The organism is Nitrospira sp. KM1 (assembly GCF_011405515.1).
Lineage (GTDB): Bacteria > Nitrospirota > Nitrospiria > Nitrospirales > Nitrospiraceae > Nitrospira_C.
Genome location: NZ_AP022671.1, coordinates 1436003 through 1456529, shown reverse-complemented (window position 1 = coordinate 1456529; position 20527 = coordinate 1436003). Strand labels below are relative to the sequence as shown.

The window sequence follows — 20527 nt, the reverse complement described above, 5'->3', positions numbered from 1 at the left end:
CATCATGAAGGGTGACGGTGTGACACTGTGCGTCCTCCAACCTGGATACCTTCCATGGCTGGGATTTTTTGATCAGATGCGGCGGAGCGACGTATTCGTCCTTTACGACGACGTTCAGTACGACAAGCATGGCTGGCGCAACCGAAATCGAATCAAGTCGCCGCAGGGTCCTCATTGGCTGACCGTCCCCGTGAGACACAAAGGCTTGGGATGGCCGCGCATCAATGAGATCGAGATCGACAACCAGGCGCCGTGGGCCAAGAAGCACCTAGGCACCATTCGTCAGTTCTATGCCCGGGCTCCCTTCGTACAGCAATATCTTCCCATGTTAGAGGCGCTGCTCCTGCAACCCTGGGCGCGACTTATTGAGCTGGACGTGGCAGTGATCGCCCTGATGAGCCGTTGGCTTGGGCTTGAACGCCCCCTTGTCCGATCATCGTCGTTGGGCATCGAGGGAGGACAGAGCGAGCGTCTGGAACGACTCTGCAGGCATTTTGGGGCCACTCGCTATCTCAGCGGAGACTCGGCGAAAGAGTACCTTGACCTTGATCTGTTTGCGCGGAGTCACATCGACGTGGAATGGCAGAGCTTTCAACATCCCGAGTACGTTCAACAGCACGGGCCGTTCGTGCCGTGTTTGTCCGCGCTGGATCTGGTGTTGAATTGCGGGCCGGCCAGTTACGACATTTTAGCGCGCACATGTGCACAGGAGGGCGCATGAAAACGATTTTGATCACCGGCGGAGCGGGCTTTATCGGCAGCAATTTCGTACGCTATCTCTATGACAAGTACCCCGAGTATCGATTGATTGTGCTCGATGCCTTGACGTATGCGGGCAACATCAAAAATCTGCCGGTCGATATCAACAGCGGGTCCGACGAGCGCCTGGTGTTTTGGTACGGCAATGTCAGAAACGGCGAGTTGGTCGATACCATCATGTCTCAGTCCGATGCCGTCGTACATTTCGCCGCCGAGTCCCACGTGACGCGATCCATTTATGACAATCTGCTGTTTTTCGAGACCGATGTGCTCGGTACGCAAACGGTTGCCAATGCGGTCTTGAAATATCGTGACCGGATCGAGCGGTTTGTCCACATTTCCACCTCGGAAGTCTATGGGACTGCCATGGCGGAAAGGATGAGCGAAGATCATCCGCTGCTGCCAATGAGCCCGTATGCATCTGCGAAATGCGGGGCGGACCGGTTGGTATATTCCTATTGGGAGACGTATAAGATCCCGGCCATTATCGTCAGACCATTTAACAATTACGGCCCGTACCAGCATCTGGAGAAAGTCGTTCCCCGGTTCATCACCAGTTGCCTGCTCGGTGAGCCCCTGACCGTGCATGGCGATGGGACGGCGGCCCGAGATTTTCTACACGTCCAGGATCATTGCGAAGCGTTGGATTTAATTCTGCACGCCAGCCGCGAAAAAGTCGTCGGCGAAGTCATCAATATCGGTACGGGCTGTCATACCGATCTCATTACCATCGCCAATACCGTGCGACGGCTCATGAGGCCGGATAAAAGTCCCGTCCAGTACATTGGAGACCGCCCTGGGCAGGTCTTCCGCCATACGTGCGACAACACCCGGGCGAGCAAACTGTTGGGATGGGCTCCCAAGATCTCATTCGAGGAGGGCCTGGATCGAACGGTGCGATGGTATCGCGACAACGAGACTTGGTGGAGACCGCAGATGTGGATGAGACACATCCCGATCGTGACAGCTGCTGGGAAGCGGGAGTTACACTGAAATGGACGTTCCTTTTTATCAGCATGATCTCGGAGAGCCCGAACTGGAAGCTGTACGACAGGTTCTGGCCGGTCCGATCCTGACAACCGGGGAGGTCGCCGTCACGTTCGAACGACGCTTTGCCGATTATCTGGGGAGCCGTCACGCCCTCGCGGTGAGTAGCTGCACCGGTGCGTTGCATCTTTCCCTCCTTGGACTCGGTGTCGGTGCGGGAGACCAAGTCATCACGACACCGATGACCTTTATCGCAACGTCAACGGCGATCTTAGAGGCGGGGGCCAGGCCGATCTTTGTCGATGTCGAGCCGGAGACAGGCAATCTCGACGCCTCGCTGATCGAAGCCGCCATTACTGAGCGTACCAAAGCGATCATTCCCGTTCATCTCTACGGTCAGATGTGCGACATGAGGGCCATCCGCCGTATCGCAGACCGTCATGGGCTCTTCGTCATCGAAGATGCGGCGCATTGTATTGAGGGAGTACGCGACGGCGTTCGTCCCGGTGAGTTGGCCGACACGGCATGCTTCTCGTTCTATGCGACGAAAAACCTCACGTGCGGCGAGGGAGGCGCATTGGTGACGAACAACGAATCATTGTACGCCTCGATGAAGTTGCTGCGTCTCCATGGGATGACAAAGACGGCCGCAGATCGCCATAAGGAAGGCTATCAGCATTGGGATATGACGGCGTTGGGGTGGAAGTACAATATGGATAATCTTCATGCCGCCCTGCTCCTGCCGCAACTGAATCGCCTCGACGCGAAGCTAGAGAGTCGTCATCGGCTAGCCCGACTCTATGAAGAGCGACTCAGCGGGCTCAAGGATATCTCCTGGCCTCAAAATATTCCCGGATCCCGTCATGCACGGCATCTTTTCCCCATTTGGATCGACCGCGGGCGTCGGGACCGCATCATTGCCAGTCTCCAACGATCCGGAGTTGGTGTCGTGGTAAACTACAGAGCAATCCACCTCCTTACATATTTTCAACAGACGTTCAGCCATCGTGCCGGTGATTTCCCGATCGCGGAGCGCATTGGCGACCAAACCCTGTCTTTGCCGTTCTATCCGACAATGCCGGACGAGCATGTGGATTGGGTGGTCAGTGCCCTGCGCTCCGCACTCTGAATCTGGTCGGCTTCAATTCTGTATTGGCGGTGCGAAGACGTGTGAAGTCCATCATTCTACGGAGAGAAATTGAAAATCGTCATTTTCGGTAATACCAATAATTCACCATTGCTGCTCGCCGAAGGCCTCAGGACTTTGGGGCACAATGTCATCTTGCTGGTCAATCGTCGAGACCTGCTGCACAGGCCCGAAACTCGGTTTGCGGAGTACAGGCGCAATGGGTATCCGTCGTGGATTCTTGACTATTCGCATGTGACGGATGAGGACATTGCATGCGACACAGGCGCTCTGGATGACGTGTTGCATCAATTGACCGAGCATGTCGACCTGGTCGTGCTCAACGATGTCGGCCCGGCGTTATCATCCTACCTGAAAGCTCCTCATGTCGTATTTCTCACCGGATCAGATCTGTCCTATTACTCGAACTTTTGTTCAGTCCTGTCCATGTCTCATAGCTGGAGCAAACAGTTTTCCCGTTCGATTCAAGGGCGTCGGCAAATTCGCCGAATGACCGATCTGATATCCAGGCAACGAAACGGCATTGCGTCCGCCCGAATCGTCTGCACCGTACCCCGAGGTGCGGTCCCCGAGGGGGACGGTTTGCTCGACGCGATCGGTGTCACCGATGAACAACGTATGCCGCTGCACCTTTCAAACGTTCATGGATTGAAACCTCGCCCGCTGGGAGAAGGGCCGACGCTGCGCATTCTTGGGGGAAGTCGCATCGTGTTCAGAGCGGAATGTCATCAAGGCTTTGGACAGATCGATTTCAAGGGAACCGACGTGCTGTTGTCCGGATTCGCGGAATACGTTCGTCGGGGGGGCAAGGGAGAACTCACGTTGATCGAAAAGGGGCAGGACGTGGGATCTGCCCGGCACCTGATCAAAGAACTCAACATCGGCGCGCGCACGAGATGGCTGCAGGAAATGCCGATGCACGAATTTTATGAAGCCATGTCGGCCGCGGATCTCGTGTGCGATCAGTTCGGCTCTTCTGTTCCCGGCATGGTGACGACGGACGCGTACGCACTGGGCCGGCCCGTACTATGCAACTTTCGCAACGAGATTTTCGCGCCATATTACCCGAAGCCATTTCCCGGATTTACTGCTGTGACCAAAGAGGACGTCGCTCAGCATCTGCTTGCCGTCGAACAAAACCGTGCGTCTCTGGAACAGATGGCCCGCGAGAGCCGGGACTATGCCGAACAATATCTGGCACCTGAGAAGGTCGCCGAACGGCTCCTGCAACGGTGCGGGTACGGGAATACGAGCGAGACGAGTCAGGATTCAGTGGATTGAATCGTTGGCAATCTATGCGCGAGAGACTTGCGAAATTACGGAGTTGGTTAAGTCCACCGGCAGCCTCGACGACCAGTTCTCCATCAGCGATGTCCGATTCGATTTCGATCATTGAACCCCGGCAGATTCGGCACGTCGATGGACATGCATTTGCATTCGATTTTCCAAAGTTCTCCCATGTCGCCGATGCCTCCGAGACTCCCAATCGTTCACCGCTGCTCCTGTTCGAGGAGGATCGGCTATTGGGACCCCGGCACGCGCTTCATGCGGATATTGCCGGGGACGGCAAGGGGCGGTATTCTCACTGGGGAAGCGGCGTCATATTCGCTTCCAGCGACAATTCCGATCCCAGGTCGAACGGCAGACGCTATGGAATTTCCTTGGCGGATCCCAAACGGCTGAACGGCTATGCCCTGCCGATAGCCGTCGAAGCGTTAGTGGAGTTGAACAAGACCGGCGAACAGGAACCGGTTCTCGATTTCTTCTTGAATTATACCCGCGACACGACCTTCTTCTATCACGATCCCCTCTTTGACTCGAAAGAACACGTTCTCTGTGAACTGCTCAAACAGCAATCGTCGATTTACGGTGGATCGGTCGGAGTCATACGCACCTCCAACACGCTGCAATGGTGGCTGACGGAGCGGAAGGAGAGTTTAAAAGACAAGATTATTGTCGAGATCGGCCCGGGACGGAGCGCCGCTTTGGGGCTGCTGTTGTTGATGGCTGGCGCACGAACATATATCGGCCTCGACGCGTTTCCCTCGCAGGAATGGTGGAATGAGAATCTGTTGAGAAGCGTCTGGCGTATGGCGAGAGAGTTTTATCCTTGGATGGATACGACGCGCGGCCTCTCAATTATCAATGCTACTGATTCGGAACGAAACGCACGTGAGTTCCCGCTGCAGTTTGCCGTTGCCGGCGTCAATAGCTACCCTCTGCAAACCGGAAGTGTGGATCAGATCTTTTCGTTTTCAGTCCTGGAGCATGTCGAGAAGCCCGCGGAAGCAATCGCCGAAATGCACCGCATCCTCAGTCCGGGTGGGCTGATGCTGCATTCTGTCGATCTTGCGTCCCATGAGCCTTTTAAAGACACCGACGGTCCCTACAATCCATTTGCATTTCTAGCGTACAGTGATGAGGAGTGGCGCAAGCGATGGACGCCCAGTACCATGAAGTATTATCAAAACCGATGGCGAAAGGTCGATTTTCTGAAGGCATTCGACAAGCAGGGTTTTTGTGATACGCACGCACTCTCCGAGCAAGATGTGCCTGTGGTGTATTTCAACGATGAGATGTTTCTGCCCAAGCACCATGCTTACAGGGGGATCACTCCGGAGATTCGTGAGACATTTGCCCCCCGGTTTCAAGCATTGAGCAATGATGACTTGGGTTCACTGGTGTTGTTCGTATCGTGCCGAAAATAGACTAGATGGATTACAGGGACTGCGAGTGCTCAAATGAGTGATGCAAACATGCCAACGGAGATCGGCAGAACCGATCAAGCCGGCAACAGCGGTGCTGTTCCGGGTTCGTCTACTGACAACATTTGCGCCTATCCCTGGCAGCAGATGATTATCGATTTGACGGGAGAGGTCGTTCCCTGCTGTTTTTGGGCGGGGTACGGCAATACCGGAAAGCCATTGGGTAACACGAATGAGCAAACGATCGAGGAAATCTGGAATGGGAAGCAGTTTCGCGAGCTGCGACACCGAAACGCTACGGGTGATTTGCAAGGGTATCCATGCCATGAGTGTATGTCGTATCGCTGGAGCAATGGCCAGTATCCCAAATTCACGTGGTCTGCAGACTTCTTACCGGAAAGCGGTCACTGCTATTACACGTTGATTCCGGAATGGTTCCAGAAGGCAGTCAAGAACAACCCGACTCCAGTTATCCTATGCGAGGATGATGACCCTCTACCTATTCCGGATGCCCTCCACGACGACATCCGGCATATCGGGGCTGGTCGCTATTCCGTGTGGGGACGGTATCTTTATTTTTCGACGTCGGACAACAGCAATCCGGCTATGAACGGTCGGCGTTACGAGTTGAGGGCAGCTGAGATTACCGTCACGCTTCACGGCCTTGTATCCGATTCAGCGTCGGGGCGTAATTTGCTACAGGCCTATAAAGATTATCGAGCGGGCGAGGAACAGATGGCTGCGAAGCCGAGCATGATCTCGCTGATTTCGACGGCTGACTGCAATATCGATTGTCCAGCCTGCAGCCAGAACACAGTCCGGCTGATGCGCGTTCAGCATCGACCGGAGACGGTACCGGATGTCTTGGCGCACGTGCCGTTTCTCTACCAGTTCATCTGGCATGGCGGAGAGCCCTATTTGATCAAGCGCTTCAGGGAATTTATCGATAATTTTCGGACCAAGGACAATCCAAACCTGACGTTCGGATTTACCAGCAATGGAACGATGCTGACGGTGCGCGAATTGGAGAAGCTTGACAAGTTTCCTCGGGTCAATGCCAGCATTTCCGTCGATAGTTTTGCCAAGGACACGTTTGAGAAAATCCGCGCCGGCGCCAGTTATGATTCCGTCTTGAGCAATGTGCTGCGCGCTATGTCCACGCACGATGCTCCCAGACGTGTGTTTTCCGTGGGAATGATCATCTGCAAGTCGAACATGGTGGAATTGGCTTCCAACCTGGAGTTTGCCATTGAGCATGAGATCGGGTTGAACCTTTCTCCTATCCTCATCTATCCGGTGACCGAGCGACTGGATATTTTTGAGGATTTCGAGAGACAGACTTGGGGGTGGCCCGAAGTGCTTGACGATGCCGAGCGTCTGGTGCTGAAGTCGGAGGAGTGGGGCAGCCGTGCCATACAGCGGGTGAATCCGCTCGGAATGATTCGGGAGTTGAAGACCCTCTACGCTCGCGCTGCTGAACGGTACAGGTCCGCGATCACCGTATCCGTCAGGGTGGAGGATCCGTACGAGTCATTACGAAACATGAGGAATCCGGGAATAATCGTCACTCATTTATGGGATTCCGATCCAATTTCCTACCTGGCGATTACGTCTCACGCGGGCGAGTATAAATTATGCCTTCCACGCGAAGCGGCAGCGGGCATTTCTCCCCTGTGCTACGGTCTATATCACGATCTGCTCGAGCCGGAGGGGTGGCTCGTCACCGGGCCTGTCTCGGGGCATCCAGGTTGGGGAAAAGGTCTGACGACGGACAAGAAGCCGGCTCCCATCATCGTGACGGTACCGCAGTTCACTCCAGTTCCCAGGCCAAAAAACCAATACTATGCGAATTACGGGGAAAGCTCGCCAATTGGTCTTCAGGTCAAGAGTCCAACGGACATCTATGATGCCTACAGGAATCTGGTGCAGATTGAACGGCAGGCAGGAGGTGGCGCTGTCGGTCCTCGGCCTCCACGCTCCGTCACGTCGACCATGCGGGGCGCATTGTCGAAACTGAACAGGATCCGTCATGCGCTACTCCGGATGGGACACAAGCATACGGCTCGAAGGGGCTGACCATCTCCGATCTTATCCCGTTGTGTCATAGAATCTTGATAGATGTTTTCGACGGAGTTTCTCCATATCGAACGAAATTATGAAATCGATGTCATTGCCAAACACTTTCGAGATGGAGCCTCCATCTTGGAAATCGGAGGCGGCACTGGGTATCAAGCCGAACTTTTGTCCCAACGTGGTTTCGATGTCAGCTCAATAGACGTTGCCACATCCCATTACAAAGTTGACCGCGTCTTTCCCGTCGCCGAATACGATGGAAGGGTATTCCCATTCGCGGATCACACGTTCGATATCGTATTTTCATCCAACGCGCTAGAACATATCCTGGACTTGGGTCAGATTCACCGTGAAAGTCGCCGGGTGTTGAAACCTGGAGGATATTGCGTTCATGTGATGCCGACCGGGGTTTGGCGCTTTTGGTCGAATGTAGCCAATTATGCGGATCTGTTGCAGCGCTGGCGCATGTTGGCGCCTGGGTTGATTCCGCGGAGTGTGTCTGTGCACGAACTGGTGAGAATCGCCGGTGTGGTTTGGAGCATAGTCCGGACGACCGGCGGGCATGCGATTCCTCCGCGGCATGGCGAATTTGGCAATGCCTTGACTGAAATCTGGACGTTTAGCCGGCGCCGATGGGTGAAGCACTTTCGTGAGCACGGTATGGAAGTGCTCAACGCGGACCCGATGGGATTATTCTACACGGGCTATATGATTCTCGGTAAACGCTGGTCGATCGAATCGCGTCGCTCGATCTCGTCGCTCCTCGGAAGCGCGAGCGTTGTGTACGAGGTTCGGTTCAACGAGATCTTGGGTGAAAGCAGGAACCCGGTAGGCCGCTAGCGTTTCTCGAACCATGCGCTCGATACCAAATGTGGACCTGACAAATTCCGGACCCGTGGCCCTGGCTATGGCCAATGCCTGCCCATTGTTCAATACGCTGAGGACCTGTGCTGCCAACGCAGCAGGAGTCGGCGGATCAACGATCCACCCGGTAATCCCAGGCGCCATCGCTTCACCTGTTCCTCCGGCTTTTGTTGCCACCACCGGCACGCCAAGTTGCTGGCTTTCAATCACGACGTTGGGTGTTCCTTCGTACTCCGAGGTGAGCACGAAGACATCCATTGACGAGACCGGCGTGGCGATGTCGCTCCGTTCCTCTACCAGGTGGAATTGCGTTCCAAGACCGAGCTTGTCGATCATGCGTTCCATCTCGGAGCGAAGAGGCCCCCATCCCACGATAAGGAAGTGGACGTCCGGAGCTTGCGAGGCGATCTTTGCGGCCATTTCAATCCATAAGAGCGGGCGCTTTTCCGGCCAATATCGGAATACCGATCCGACCAAGTGTACGCCTGGGGGAATCTTCAGATGAGCTCGGAAACGCGCGATTTCTTCCGGCTTCGCCCTGTGCAGGGCGGTCAAATCGAGGCCGTTGCGCACCAGGGTGAAGCGAGACGAGGGGATGCCGAGCCATCTGGCATAGTCCTCGGCCCCGGCACGGCTGTTGTTGATGAACACAATCTGATCGAATTCCGAGAGCGCTTGGTACGCCGGCTTCATGTAGTCCTGATGATAGGCGAAATGCGGCGGGCTCACATTGCGCGATGACAGAACGATGTGGGGTACGCCGGCCAACGTTGCCGCCATTCCGACTTTGATACTTGTACTGTCTTGCCAGGCATGCACCACTTCAGGCTTCAGGATTCGAAACTCCATGTAGAGGTCAATTACATCGTCTCGAAGGGCGCAGGGCATTTTGTTCAACAGATGAAGCAGATCCGGAAAGCGAGACAGTCTCTCGACATATTGCATCGGTTTGACTCCGCGGCGTACCTCTCGGACCGGGATATCCAACTTTTGTACTTTTCCAAGAAAAAAATCATGTCCCGATCGGCTATAGAGATCTTCGCACAGCAGGGTGGCTTCCAGCCGCTTTTCGCGAAGACCCTGCAGCGTCGAGACGACCTGCCGTTCAGCTCCACCGGCCGCCAGTGCAGAATTGATGAGCACCACGCGTCCCGGGATTGCCTCAACGCGACTGGCCGCGAACTCTTGCGCTTTGGACAAAAACCGCGTGTAGAGCCGCTTTGGCAACAGGACTCTGGAGGTGTTCAACACCTTGAACGTAGTGAAGAACGTGTTGAAGAACGTATTGAACAGTGGAGTTACCGGCTTAGAAAATCGTTCCGTCTTTGCCGCGGCATAGGAGCAGATGCGACAGATGATGAGATATACGATTGATAGATTGACCCACGCCATGGGGGTGCAGCAGACGATTCGTCTGATGCCGTGCCGCGCCGACGATTTGAGCATGCGGAATGTGATTCGACTTCGTGTTCCTACGAATACAATGGTGTTGGCATACTGCGGTGGCAAGGTCCATGTGTAGCTATCGGGGAGGTAGCATCCCATCCAGTTATTATAGGTCGACCGAACCTCTTGGGAAGGCTTCGCCACGATGAGTCCAACAACTCTTGAATCCTTTCGCAAGGTGCAGATGTCGGCGAGAGGTACGTCAAACGGAACGGCCAGGACAAACTCCGTAATGCCATGATCGTGACAAAAGTCGAGGGCGTCTTGAATCTGTTGGTTGTTGAGCGATCGAGATTCGTCAGCCCTACGATACCCGTCCGGTGAGATGGGTGCAGGAAATTGATCGATTGTTCTCATAGCATTTGGCCCTAGTGACGGACGTTGCTATTCTTGTCATCCGCCGGTTGCCTTGGTCAAGCCCATAATGGCTCACCTCGCCTAAGAAATGCGAGCCCGCGGTTCTCGGTCACAGGAATAGCAGGTATATAGTGGCGCGTGTTCAACCGATTGATGATCTTTATATTTGTGATGACGCGCGAAGCCACGGTATGAAACCGGAAATTCTGCATTCCATCCTGGCCTGTCCACATTGCCGCAGTGCATTGCATTTTGGGAAGAGATCCGTTGTCTGCAAGGTATGCTCTCAGCAATACCCAGTGTGCGATGGGATTCCGGTGCTCCTCACGCCAGAATCCATATTTCGACGTGAGTTCGAGCCAAAACAGTCACACGTCCATGCTCCGCAGTCCTTGTCCTGGTTACGCCGGGCACTCCGTCCAATCCTGGGATTCAACCCCCCACTCACGACATGGATCGATCGTTCCCTGTTCACATATGTGAACGAATGTACGGGGGACATGACGGTCCTCAACCTGGGCTCCGGTATCGGGCAGTTCGACGAGTCGCTGGTTCCTGGGCTTCAAATGATCCATATGGATGTCTCAATCAGAAAACACATCGACGTCGTCGCCGATGGGCATCAACTGCCCTTTGCAGATCAGTCACTCGATGCCGTGTATAGCAATGCTGTGCTTGAACATGTTCAGCGGCCGTGGAAGGTCGCAGAAGAAATGTTCCGTGTCCTACGACCTGGTGGGAAGATCTTCGTGAATGTCCCTTTTATGAATGTCATTCACGATGAACATGACTATTTTAGATTCACTGATCGCGGACTGGAGATCCTCTTTTCAAAGTTTAGAAAGGTCGGTGGAGGAGTGAGTGCCGGCCCTTCGTCGTTCCTGGGGCCATTCATGGTGGAATACATCTCCTATTTCGTGCCCACGCGATATCTCAAGGTCTTGTGTCGGCCGTTCGTGAGCGTCCTTGTATGGCCCTTGAAATATCTCGATTTCCCCATTCGACGGGACTCAAGGCTCAGAATCACCGCCGATGCATTCTATTTCGTGGGGGTGAAGGATTGACGTGTCTACCCTGAAACTCTCCCTCATCGGTTTTGGAGCGAGACTCACCGTCAACCTGGTTAATGTGGTCACCGTGATCCTCTTGGCTCGATATCTCGAGCCCCAAGGTAGAGGGGAATATTTTCTTTTTCAGGCCATGGTGTCGGTGCTGACCGTCCTCGGAGATCTGGGTCTTTCCCAGAGCGCCAACGTATTTGCCGGTAGGCAACGTGACAGTGCGGCAAATGTCCACGCCGTATTGATCCGAGGTGTCTGGTTGCTATGGGCATGTCTGACCGGCATCGGAGGGTCGGTGTTATTCTTTGCCGGCGAAAGGCTGATGCCAAACTTTCCGCGGGAATGGCAGCTTGCCGCATTTGCAGTGCTGCCGTTCACCTTGTATGCCGGGTTCTGGAACAGCTTGATGATCGGAATGGGGAATATCCAGGTCTTAAACGCCGTCCAACTCGTCATGAGTCCACTGCAACTGTTGTTGGTGATCGTTTTTGTCGTAGGGCTGTCGGCGGGTGTGGGATCAGCCGTGCTGATTTATCTCCTCGTCATGTTGCTGCAAAGTCTAGTCATGGCTGTACTTGCCGGCCGATTCGAGTTGCGGCATGGGCAGGAGAAGGGGTCTCTTCGAATCCTGACAACCCAAATGCTGTCATTCGGATTGAGAGGGTATCCAGGTTCTTTGTCCACTATGCTGTGGATGCGGATCCCAGTGTTTTTGTTGAATGCTTTTCACGGTCCCGTCGCAGTGGGGATCTTTTCAGTTGCTCAGCAGCTCGCAGAGCGAGTCTTGCTCCCCATGCAGGCGTTCCAGGATGCCATTTATCGGAAAATGTCCATGCTGCCGGCACAGGAAGCGAAAGCATCCATGAACCGATATTTGCGCTTCGTTACAACCGGTATAGGGGGGGTATTACCGCTCGGTATTTTCCTGGCGCCATGGGTCATCGTCTTACTGTTTGGAAAGGCTTATACTGAGGCCACGCAGGTGTTCTGTGTCTTACTGGTGGGTACAGCGTTCGTCGGTCTCGCCATGGTGCTCAGTCCGTATTTGCTGGGCCAACTTGAGCGGCCCGGACTGCTTTCGCTGCTGGCAGGAGCAAATGCCGTCACTTGCTTAGTATTGAGCCTGTGGCTCATTCCCATCGGGGCACAACTGGGAGCGGCATGGGCGCTGGCCCTCACGCAACTGCTCGGAACAATGACGGTATTGGGCATCTATGTCCGTCTCGCAGGGACATCTTTCTATGACACCATGCTTCTGAGTAAACAGGATATTGTGATGCTGTTCAATCAAATCGAAACGTTGGCGCGGTGGAAACGAGCCTAAAGAAGAGTTCGGAAGAACCCGTCCGGGTGCTGCATCTCATCGATGGGTTGAGCTGGGGCGGTTCTCAGCGCTGGGTGTGGGATATTGTCCGGCTTTCCGATCCCCGCCATTTTACTCATCGGATCGTGACCATCAATCCTGATGGGGGAGATTATGTGTACGCAGAGAGACTTGAGGCTGCCGGTGTGTATCAGAACGTCACCGAGTCGGTGATGCTCCGGGCATTACGAACCGGGATCTATCACGATTTCGTGAGGCATCGACTGGTTCCGCTTCGCAAGCTGCTCTCCGCAACCTGGCATTTGGGCTGTCAAGCCTCGTCCATTCCTCGGATCATACACTCGATGAGACAATTCCGTCCGGATGTCGTTCACACTCACACCTTCTATGGCTTTACCTCCGGTGTGCTGGTGAAACGGATTTTCGGCACACCGCTCATTCACAGCGTGCCCTGTCTGTTTTCCCAAATGGTGGACGCCGGATTTTCCTGGATGCCTGGGTTTTACCGAAGAATCCATCCTCGCGTGGATTATTTTTTCACTGGCGCCAGTCTTGAGGAACTTCGAAGTGTGAAGGTTCCGCCTGATAAGACAGGAGAAATCCGAGGGGTGGTTGATCAAAGGGCAATCGACGACGCACTCCGTACCCGAGAGCACGATTATTATGCTGTGAGAAGTATGCTTGGATTGGATGAAAAGGCTTTGATTGCATTGTCTGTCGGCCGGCTGCACCCATCCAAGGGTCATGATCTTGCGCTGGAAGCCCTCCCTCCGCTCGTCGAGCGATGGCCGAACCTGCATTGGGTGCTGCTTGGAGAGGGGGATCAACGCCCTCTCTTGGAGGCACGCTCCAAGGATCTTGGCATGGAGAAGCATGTGCATATGATCGGATTTCGCGCTGACCCATTACCGTTCTATAGCGCAGCCAATGTCTATGTGCGATCCGCGATCTATGAAGCGGAGAATCTCTGCAGCTATCAGGCCATGGCTATGGGGCTGCCGGTGGTCGGTTTTGACACCGGTTGCGAAACGGAACTGCTTCGTAAGGTGGGACATGGACTGTTGGTCCCGAACAAGGATGCTGCGGCCCTTGCTCATGCAGTCAGTCGGATCCTATCCATGCCCGAGCAAGGTAAAGAGCTTGGATGTTCTGGCGCCAGGTTCTGTCGCGCCCATCTCGGTCTCTCCCAATCAATTGAAGCATTCTGCTCCCGCTATGCGCGGCTCTCCGGCTCGCCTGGGCTCTTCAAAGAAGAATCAGAAACAGAGCTCATTGCCTAAGCGTCGACACCGGCGATCCGATCATTGTGATCCTTTCTGAAAGCCCTATTGATATCCATCCGGGAAGGGTTTCCAGATTCCTCATCCAGATGCAACTCCTTGGTCCATGGATCGAATTATTTTTCTAACCCGTTCGCTGAATTACGGCGGCAGCGAGCGCCAGCTGATCGGCCTGGCCAAAGCCCTCTGGAGTCGCAAAACGCCTGTGTCTGTGGTGACCTTCTATCCCGATGGATCACTCGCACAAGACCTGCGGTCGGTTGGGGTGCCACTCCAATCTCTTGACAAACTTTCGCGGTGGAATGTCGCGGGATTTGTTGTTCGCCTGGTCAAGGCAATCCGGCAGATGGAGCCGGCGATCCTTCATGGCTACCTGTCAACCGCAAATATTTTGACCGTACTGATAAAGCCGTTTTGTCCTCGAGTCAAAATTGCCTGGGGGGTCCGGGCGTCAGACATGCAGTTGGAGCAATATGGGCGAATTGATCAAATTCAGTCTTGGATCGAGACACTCCTTTCACGGTTTGCAGACATTATCATTGTGAACTCACAGGCGGGCTTGACGACCGCCCTCCGCAAGGGATTTCCACGGCACAAGATGATCGTGATTCCGAACGGGATCGACTCCCAGCGATTCCGTCCGAATCCCGAGCTTCGGGACAAGATGCGGGCACAGTGGGGAGTCGCCTCACATGAGCGAGTCGTCGGCCTTGTGGGCCGGCTCGATCCCATGAAAGGCCACCGGGTGTTCATCAAGGCGGCTGGATTGCTTGCCCAGGGCAGCCCACATGTCAGATTCGTGTGTGTCGGCGATGGTCCGGAAGAGTACAAGCGCGAGTTGATGGAACTCAGCCACAACGCCCATCTCGGGCAACGGCTGATGTGGGTCGGCGCACAGGACGACGTGGAAGCTGTCTATAATGCCCTGGATGTGTTGGCATCGTGTTCGTCGTATGGAGAGGGATTTTCCAATGTGATCGGAGAGGCCATGGCATGCGGAGTTGCCTGTGTCGTCACCGATGTGGGTGATGCGAAGGAGATTGTCGGCGATACCGGGATCGTCGTCGCCCGAGACGATGCCGGCGCGCTTGTCCATGCCTGGCTCACTATACTGAGTCGGGAGGATGGTCAACGGCATGAAATGAGTGTCATGGTGCGGAAGCGGATCGTCGAGCATTACAGCGTCGAGCGGCTGGTCACTGCGACGATCACGGCGCTGAATACCTTGAGTCGAGGAAACGGAGAGGAAGCCTCCAGCACATGACGAAATCTCGTGGAGGAGGGAAAAAAGATACGATCAGAGAATGGTTCGATCGCTTAGCCGCGGACCGCGCCTATTGGCTGGAACGTGCCGATTACTACTATGAAGACCATAAGCGCTTCCTGCGCTTTCTCGTTCCCGAAGGGCTTCGCGTGCTCGAGATCGGGTCGGGATTGGGGGACCTGCTGGCCGCGGTGAAGCCGGCCAGAGGCTTGGGAATCGATCTGAGCGAGTCCATGGTGAAAGAGGCGAGTCGTCGGTATACGCAGCTGGAGTTTCGCGTCGGCGATGCGGAGCGCCTGGATATCGACGAAACGTTCGATGTGATCATTCTGTCGGACGTCGTGGGACATCTGCTGGATATCCAGGAAGCGCTCAGGCGATTGAAGTCCTGCTGCACGCCGAGAACGCGCATCATCGTCGCGTACTACAACCATCTATGGGAGCCGGTGCTGAACCTTGCGGAAGCCCTTCGCATGAAAATGCCGCAACTCGCACAGAGCTGGCTGTCACCGTCGGATATCGAAAACTTGCTCGCCCTGTCGGATTTTGAGGTCGTGAAGACGGAGCGGCGTCTCCTGTGTCCAAAGTACGTTCCGCTCATCGCTACAATCCTGAATCGCTATCTCGCATTCATTCCCGGCCTCAATAAACTCTGTTTGTCCCACTATGTCGTCGCGCGCCCACGAGCCGTCGCAGACTCAAGGGAACGGTCGGTGACTATTGTGATTCCCTGCCGGAATGAGTGCGGAAACATCCAAGCGGCGATCACACGTACTCCGGTGTTCGGCTCTCGTCAGCAGATCATCTTTGTGGATGGACATTCTTCCGACGGCACGGTCGAGGAGGTCACGCGCGTGATGCGGGCGAATGCCGACAAGGATATCGTGCTGCTTATGCAAGACGGCAAAGGAAAAGGGGACGCCGTGCGCAAAGGATTTGCCCACGCGAGCGGCGAGATCCTCATGATTCTCGACGCGGATTTGACGATGCCCCCGGAGGATCTTCCGAAATTCTACGAGCCGCTTGTCCGAGGGAAGGGTGAGTTCATCAACGGGTGCCGGCTCGTGTATCCAATGGAATCTCAGGCGATGCGGCTCTTAAATCTGGCAGGCAACAAATTCTTCGGCATGGCTTTCTCTTGGCTGCTCAATCAGCGGATCAAGGATACCCTGTGCGGGACGAAGGTGCTGTTTCGGGAGGACTACGAGCGCATTGCCGCCAACCGGTCTTATTTCGGCGACTTCGATCCCTTCGGAGATTTCGATCTATTGTTTGGAGCCGCGAAGCTCAATCTGAAAATTCTGGAGGTGCCGATTCGCTATCAGGACCGGACGTACGGGACCACTAACATCCGCCGGTTTGCGCACGGGTGGCTTTTGCTGAAGATGACAGTGTATGGGTTTTTCAGGCTGAAGGCTGTGTAATGTCAGACGATATCCTGCGGCAGCATCACGCGGTGTGGGAGAAAAAGCCGATTCTTCGTCTCTTGTACACCGAATGGTACCGCGAAATTATCGCGTGGCTTCGAACCGGACGAACGCTGGAAGTCGGAGGCGGGACCGGCAACCTGAAAGAATTCTTTCCCGGCGCGCTGTGTACGGATATTGTAGCCTTGCCATGGCTCGATGCGGTGGCGGATGCACAATCGCTTCCGTTTGCCTCGAAGAGTTTCGCCAACGTCGTCTTATTCGATACGCTTCATCATCTCGAAAACGTCAGACTGTTTTTTGACGAGTCACTTCGGGTGCTGGAACCTGAAGGGCGGCTCGTCATCATGGATCCATATATTTCCATGCTGTCCTGGCCCGTCTATCATTTTCTCCACTCCGAACCCGTCGATTTGTCGGCAGACCCCTTCGCGATGCATCCTCCGTCGGCCGATCGGCGACCGTTCGATGCCAACCAGGCCATTGCGACGCTCCTGTTCGAACGGCATGGCGACCAGTTTGCCAGACTGTATCCGCAGTACAAAAAGCTGTTCCATCGCCGGTTGGCATTTTTCGCTTATCCCCTCAGCGGAGGATTCGAGCATCCGTCTCTCTTGCCTGTCTCACTGGTACGGCCGGTCCTTGCTGTTGAGAGGGTGCTTCAAGTCCTGGGCCGCTTGCTGGGGTTCCGCATGATGGTTGTTCTGGAGAAATCATCATGACGACGGAACGCAAACGGTATTCACGGTATTCATGGATCAGCTGGGTGCTGCTCATGGCCGGAGGGGTCTTGTTGGCTGTGACCGGAAGTAAGTTCGTGGTGGATTCAAGGCAAGCATTTGAAGAGACCAAAAGCGTTGGCGTCGATCTGCGCCTGACGGATGTTCAACCGCAACAATCGTCCTGGTTGCTCGATCAGGAAGGCGGTCACTGGGGCCGTTATGGATGGTATCTTGACGCCGGTCAGAGTGGTGCACTTCGTCTTGCCTTGCCGGGATCCGGTCCAGGCAAGCACAAAATTCGAGTTTGGGCATTCACACCCGGTGCTCTTTCGGTGACCTATGCCGATGGACCCTTCCGCGAAGAGATCAGTCTAGGTGATCTCGACGGAGGTGTGCTTGAAAAATCTGCCCATGGCCCGGCCGAAATCCTGGTTGCTTCGTCCAACACGTGGACTGCGGATCAACTCGTACTGGACAGGTTTGCCGCGGCCTGGTTTCCGTCAGATCGAGGATTGCCGTCACCGTGGCCTCTGGCGGCAGCACTAGGTATTGGATTTTTCGGATGGAGTTGGCAGGTGATCTGCCAGAAGGGAACATCCGATGCCTGGCGACTTCTCGCAGGGACGGGCGGCATTCTCTTGGCTGCCATGGTCGGGTTTGCGATCCGATGGGAACTCTTCGACATGGTTCGTGCGCTTCCCCTGGAACCGGACGCCCAGAAGTACTGGTCATATGCCAAGGTCTTTGAGTGGTTTACGACCGACCATGGGTTCTATTCTGCAACATTCAATGAACGGGAGCCGCTGCATGTGGCCCTTCTGGATGGATGGTTTCGAGTTTGGGGGCAAAGTGCGCCAGCGGTCATACTCTATACCATTTGGACATCTACCTGTCTCATTGCGGCAAGCGGGTTCTTTTTTTGGGTCTTGACGAGTCAATGGGCATGGGGCGTCCTCATCGCATGGACGCTGGCGTTGAGTCCGGCTTGGGTGCACGAGGCCGTGAGGGGGTTACGTCTGGAAGGTCTGACACTACTTCTGCTCACCGTACTGGGCATCTGGCTGTGGGCACGCGGACCCTTGGCTTCTGTATGGCTTGGCTTGTCCATTGGAGGAATGGGATTGACACAGTCGACGTCTTTTAGTTTTGTGCTCCCATTGATCTGGGGCGCCTGGGTGTTGAATGTCTGGCGGACACGACGTGGGCTACGACCGGTGCAGCCGAGTCACTGGAAATGGCCGCGTCTAGCCTTGGCAACGGCAATAGCCATAGGCATGTTTCTCCCACATCTCTACGGTATGTACAAAGTCCATGGGGATCCATCGTGGCCATCGTACGGATATGCCAGGTGGAACGCCAACATGGAGTTTCCTGATCGCATGGGCACCGAAGGATTTCCATCCGCACAGGAGTTTGAAATCAGCCCCTATGCCGGACCGCCGCTCAAATACTCGGATTATCTGTTCAAGCTGCACACCGTCCCGCAACTGATCTACGGCCAGATCAAGGGCTGGATTGAATCGACCCTCTACATGAGCGCATCTCACACGCCCGGTCTGAAGAATCTCATCTTTTTGCAGCAGGCAAGCGGGATCCGGGCCATGAGTCGTCATCTTGAGATGGTGCCGCTTGTTATCATCGCCTTGTCCCTGGCCTGTATGGCCGTTGGTTGGGTAAATTTACTCAAGCGCCCTGACTATTGGTGGGTGCCGGTTCTTTCGCTTCTGGGAACTTGGCATGCCGCCTATCTGTATAGTGTCCGCCTCGTTGAGCCGTTTCGGCATACCGCGCACATCTATCCGCTCCTCTTGTTTTGCCTGTTATGGGGGGCGCACCGGATTGCCCCCGCTCTGCAGGGATTTTCGAGAGGGCAGGTCTCCAAGCATGGCTCCCTCTTATGGCGTGACATACTGAACCGGCCGTCCGGCGCAGACAAGTCCGGGGATCATACCGTTGCATGATCCGCATCGTTCACATCATTTCCGATCTCGATGCGGGCGGAGCTGAAATGATGTTGATGAAGCTGGTTGGAGGCATGAATGCAAGAGAATTTTCCAACACGGTCGTGTCGCTGACCGACCGTGGAACGCTTGGAGAAACAATTGAATCTCAGGGAATTCCGGTCCACAGCTTGGGAATGAGGCGAGGGCGGCCATCCTTCTCAACGGTCCCGCGCTTGCGAGCCTTGCTCAAGACGATCAAGCCGAGCATCGTACAAAGCTGGCTGTATCATGCCGATTTCCTGAGCACGGTGACGGTCAGGCTGTGCGGCACTCCACCTTTGGTTTGGAATGTGCGCTGTTCGGACATGGACCTGACCCAGTATTCGCCATTGACCGGATGGATCAGGCGAATGCTGGCTCGGCTGTCCCCCATGCCCGTAGCCGTCGTGGTGAACAGTGAGGCGGGACGATCGTACCACGAGCAGTTGGGCTATCATCCGCGCAGGTGGGAGATTATTCCGAATGGATTCGATATCGAGCGCTATCGTCCAAATCCCTCTCTCCGAGCCAAGCTCCGGATGCAATGGGATGTGCCGGATGACACCGTGGTCATCGCCCTCGTGGCGCGCGTCGATCCGATGAAGGACCATGCCACATTTCTGGACGCGGCCCGGCAGGTCGCGTCTGTTACGCGCCATGTCCTGTTTATGTTAATCGGCAAAGATACCGAAGCACTTGCGTCCGAAGTGGCCACGAGAAAGCTCAACGGGATGGTTCGCCTCCTTGGGTATCAAAGTGATGTGGCGTCGTTGCTGCCGGGTGCGGATGTACTCTGCCTGAGCTCGGCATTCGGAGAGGGGTTTCCCAATATATTGGGAGAGGCCATGTCCTGTGGCATCCCCTGTGTATCGACCGATGTTGGAGATACACGGCAGATCGTCGGCGACACCGGATTGATCGTCCCCCCGAGTAATCCATCGGCGCTTGCAGAAGCGCTGATGGAGCTTATCGGTCGCGGCGCCTCGGCACGAGAGCAACTCGGCCGGGCTGCGCGTGAGCGGATTGAAACCGTCTATGCGCTTCCGAAAATCATCCGGCGATACTGCGATCTCTATTCGGAACTCGCCCAGGTCCCTGTGCCGTATCGTGCGAGGGGATAAGACCTTCC

General features: G+C 55.1%; 15 protein-coding genes and 2 pseudogenes. 16 read left to right on the top strand and 1 reads right to left on the bottom strand.

Features of this window, described 5'->3' with window-relative positions:
* Nucleotides 1–4: 4 nt before the first annotated feature.
* The 7 genes and pseudogenes from W02_RS06605 to W02_RS21505 all read left to right on the top strand — a co-directional run.
* On the top strand, nt 5–721 hold the full coding sequence (locus tag W02_RS06605; RefSeq protein WP_173045965.1) for a WbqC family protein: 717 nt from the start codon (nt 5–7) through the stop codon (nt 719–721).
* Nucleotides 718–1752: a dTDP-glucose 4,6-dehydratase gene (locus tag W02_RS06600; protein ID WP_173045963.1), complete on the top strand. Its 1035-nt coding sequence runs from the start codon at nt 718–720 to the stop codon at nt 1750–1752. The genes W02_RS06605 and W02_RS06600 overlap by 4 nt, the downstream gene beginning before the upstream one ends.
* Before the next feature lies 1 nt (nt 1753).
* Nucleotides 1754–2875 (top strand): DegT/DnrJ/EryC1/StrS aminotransferase family protein, encoded by a 1122-nt coding sequence (locus W02_RS06595; protein WP_173045961.1) that lies wholly within the window; start codon nt 1754–1756, stop codon nt 2873–2875.
* A gap of 69 nt (nt 2876–2944) precedes the next feature.
* Nucleotides 2945–4174, top strand: coding sequence for a glycosyltransferase (locus tag W02_RS06590; RefSeq protein ID WP_173045959.1), 1230 nt, complete (start codon nt 2945–2947; stop codon nt 4172–4174).
* Nucleotides 4175–4263: 89 nt separating this feature from the next.
* Entirely contained in the window at nt 4264–5601 is a 1338-nt protein-coding gene (locus tag W02_RS06585) for a class I SAM-dependent methyltransferase (protein WP_173045957.1), read from the top strand.
* Between the two features lie 48 nt (nt 5602–5649).
* On the top strand, nt 5650–7674 hold the full coding sequence (locus tag W02_RS06580; RefSeq protein WP_173045955.1) for an SPASM domain-containing protein: 2025 nt from the start codon (nt 5650–5652) through the stop codon (nt 7672–7674).
* A gap of 42 nt (nt 7675–7716) precedes the next feature.
* Nucleotides 7717–8172, top strand: a pseudogene (locus W02_RS21505) (class I SAM-dependent methyltransferase); the annotation flags it as partial.
* A gap of 189 nt (nt 8173–8361) precedes the next feature.
* Here the strand turns inward: W02_RS21505 and W02_RS06575 are convergent.
* The gene (locus tag W02_RS06575; protein WP_173045953.1) at nt 8362–10338 is read right to left on the bottom strand and encodes a glycosyltransferase; all 1977 of its coding nucleotides are present in this window, start codon (nt 10336–10338) and stop codon (nt 8362–8364) included.
* A gap of 191 nt (nt 10339–10529) precedes the next feature.
* On the opposite strand from W02_RS06575, the pseudogene W02_RS22045 reads away from it, so the two are divergent.
* From W02_RS22045 to W02_RS06535, 9 genes and pseudogenes are all read left to right on the top strand, one after another.
* A pseudogene (locus W02_RS22045) lies at nt 10530–10637 on the top strand (Trm112 family protein); the annotation flags it as partial.
* 201 nt (nt 10638–10838) lie between these two features.
* Nucleotides 10839–11402, top strand: a complete 564-nt coding sequence (locus W02_RS06570; protein WP_173045950.1) for a class I SAM-dependent methyltransferase — start codon at nt 10839–10841, stop codon at nt 11400–11402.
* A 1-nt stretch (nt 11403) separates the two neighbouring features.
* On the top strand, nt 11404–12723 hold the full coding sequence (locus tag W02_RS06565; RefSeq protein ID WP_173045948.1) for an oligosaccharide flippase family protein: 1320 nt from the start codon (nt 11404–11406) through the stop codon (nt 12721–12723).
* Entirely contained in the window at nt 12708–14003 is a 1296-nt protein-coding gene (locus tag W02_RS06560; RefSeq protein ID WP_173045946.1) for a glycosyltransferase, read from the top strand. Before W02_RS06565 ends, W02_RS06560 begins: the two co-directional genes overlap by 16 nt.
* Before the next feature lie 106 nt (nt 14004–14109).
* Nucleotides 14110–15267, top strand: coding sequence for a glycosyltransferase (locus W02_RS06555; RefSeq protein ID WP_173045944.1), 1158 nt, complete (start codon nt 14110–14112; stop codon nt 15265–15267).
* Nucleotides 15264–16691: a glycosyltransferase gene (locus W02_RS06550; protein WP_173045942.1), complete on the top strand. Its 1428-nt coding sequence runs from the start codon at nt 15264–15266 to the stop codon at nt 16689–16691. Before W02_RS06555 ends, W02_RS06550 begins: the two co-directional genes overlap by 4 nt.
* Nucleotides 16691–17416 carry a class I SAM-dependent methyltransferase gene (locus W02_RS06545; RefSeq protein WP_173045940.1) on the top strand — a complete coding sequence of 242 codons (726 nt, stop codon included), beginning with the start codon at nt 16691–16693 and terminating at the stop codon, nt 17414–17416. The genes W02_RS06550 and W02_RS06545 overlap by 1 nt, the downstream gene beginning before the upstream one ends.
* A complete protein-coding gene (locus W02_RS06540; RefSeq protein WP_173045938.1) occupies nt 17413–19377 on the top strand; it encodes a hypothetical protein in 1965 nt (654 codons plus the stop codon). Before W02_RS06545 ends, W02_RS06540 begins: the two co-directional genes overlap by 4 nt.
* Nucleotides 19374–20519, top strand: coding sequence for a glycosyltransferase (locus tag W02_RS06535; RefSeq protein ID WP_173045936.1), 1146 nt, complete (start codon nt 19374–19376; stop codon nt 20517–20519). Before W02_RS06540 ends, W02_RS06535 begins: the two co-directional genes overlap by 4 nt.
* Nucleotides 20520–20527: the final 8 nt, after the last annotated feature.

Bases quoted from the DNA above. Each gene is read 5' to 3' on its own strand.
- W02_RS06605 (WP_173045965.1), top strand. From the start codon at position 5: ATGAAGGGTGACGGTGTGACACTGTGCGTCCTCCAACCTGGATACCTT.
- W02_RS06600 (WP_173045963.1), top strand. From the start codon at position 718: ATGAAAACGATTTTGATCACCGGCGGAGCGGGCTTTATCGGCAGCAAT.
- W02_RS06595 (WP_173045961.1), top strand. From the start codon at position 1,754: ATGGACGTTCCTTTTTATCAGCATGATCTCGGAGAGCCCGAACTGGAA.
- W02_RS06585 (WP_173045957.1), top strand. From the start codon at position 4,264: ATGTCCGATTCGATTTCGATCATTGAACCCCGGCAGATTCGGCACGTC.
- W02_RS06580 (WP_173045955.1), top strand. From the start codon at position 5,650: ATGCCAACGGAGATCGGCAGAACCGATCAAGCCGGCAACAGCGGTGCT.
- W02_RS06575 (WP_173045953.1), bottom strand. From the start codon at position 10,338: ATGAGAACAATCGATCAATTTCCTGCACCCATCTCACCGGACGGGTAT.
- W02_RS06570 (WP_173045950.1), top strand. From the start codon at position 10,839: ATGACGGTCCTCAACCTGGGCTCCGGTATCGGGCAGTTCGACGAGTCG.
- W02_RS06555 (WP_173045944.1), top strand. From the start codon at position 14,110: ATGGATCGAATTATTTTTCTAACCCGTTCGCTGAATTACGGCGGCAGC.
- W02_RS06550 (WP_173045942.1), top strand. From the start codon at position 15,264: ATGACGAAATCTCGTGGAGGAGGGAAAAAAGATACGATCAGAGAATGG.
- W02_RS06545 (WP_173045940.1), top strand. From the start codon at position 16,691: ATGTCAGACGATATCCTGCGGCAGCATCACGCGGTGTGGGAGAAAAAG.
- W02_RS06540 (WP_173045938.1), top strand. From the start codon at position 17,413: ATGACGACGGAACGCAAACGGTATTCACGGTATTCATGGATCAGCTGG.
- W02_RS06535 (WP_173045936.1), top strand. From the start codon at position 19,374: ATGATCCGCATCGTTCACATCATTTCCGATCTCGATGCGGGCGGAGCT.